The 870-nt window shown below is 60.8% G+C and carries 2 protein-coding genes; both read right to left on the reverse strand.

Translation table 11 applies throughout. The features are described from left to right. Window position 1 precedes the first annotated feature (1 nt). The gene (tnpB, locus tag OKA11_RS24440; protein ID WP_059150138.1) at window positions 2-355 is read right to left on the reverse strand and encodes an IS66 family insertion sequence element accessory protein TnpB; all 354 of its coding nucleotides are present in this window, start codon (window positions 353-355) and stop codon (window positions 2-4) included. Continuing rightward, on the reverse strand, window positions 339-791 hold the full coding sequence (gene tnpA, locus OKA11_RS24445) for an IS66-like element accessory protein TnpA (RefSeq protein WP_323748344.1): 453 nt from the start codon (window positions 789-791) through the stop codon (window positions 339-341). Before tnpA ends, tnpB begins: the two co-directional genes overlap by 17 nt. Between the last annotated feature and the right edge of the window lie 79 nt (window positions 792-870).

Below are 870 nucleotides of genomic sequence, written 5' to 3' on the forward strand. Positions count from 1 at the left end.
TTCAACCGACAAACTGATATTGCCGCACCGGATGAGGGACCATCGCGTCAATATCGATTCCGTCGAGCAGCCATCGCAATTGCTCCGCGGTGAGCGCCACCACCGTTTCCGCTCGTTTGGGCCATCGGAACTTGTCCTCCGTCAACGCCTTGAGCACCAATACAAAGCCCGACCGGTCAAAGAACAGCAGCTTCATCCGGGTCCGGCGCCGGTTGCAAAAAGCAAACGCCGCGCGCTCGAACGGATTGAGGCCCATCGACTGCTCGACCAGGATCGCAAGGCTGTTGATCCCACAGCGAAAGTCGATCGGATCCCGGTGGAGATAGACGCGCAGATCTTCAGCGAGCCGGAACATGGCAATGCCCCAGCGCATCGATCATCACCACCAGCAACCGCGCGTCACACCCCTCCAGCGTCAACGATACGCCATTTGGCATCGACGCCTGCAGCCGCGCTGATGGTACCAATCCCGCAGACCGGCTCGCGATCCCATCAGGATGTCGCACCGCGGGTGCAGGGGACGTCTCCACCCGAACAAATGCCGACGGATCCGGCAACTGTCCCGCGCTCCGCTGCTCGTTCGCGCTCTGGCGCTCCTGATACTTCTTGACCCATTTGCGCAGTTGGTTGGCGTTGACACCATGCTCCAGCGCAAGCCTCGCCAACGATATGCCAGGCTCGAGGCACGCCTCGACCAACCGTACCTTCCCCGCCCGACCATAATAGCGCCGGCCGTTCCGCGTTACTCTTACAACCTCGAGCCCATAGGAGCCCACCGGTGCCATCTCCATGTGTCCACCTCTTCCTTGGTGGACACATCCTTCATGCCCCGTCACTCAACCGTACAGGTGCGCCGAATTTCGCGCTTAC

The organism is Novosphingobium clariflavum, from assembly GCF_026420865.1.
GTDB classification, from domain to species: Bacteria; Pseudomonadota; Alphaproteobacteria; order Sphingomonadales; family Sphingomonadaceae; genus Novosphingobium; species Novosphingobium clariflavum.

Coding starts and splice junctions, on each gene's coding strand:
- tnpB (WP_059150138.1), bottom strand. CDS start 355: ATGTTCCGGCTCGCTGAAGATCTGCGCGTCTATCTCCACCGGGATCCG.
- tnpA (WP_323748344.1), bottom strand. CDS start 791: ATGGAGATGGCACCGGTGGGCTCCTATGGGCTCGAGGTTGTAAGAGTA.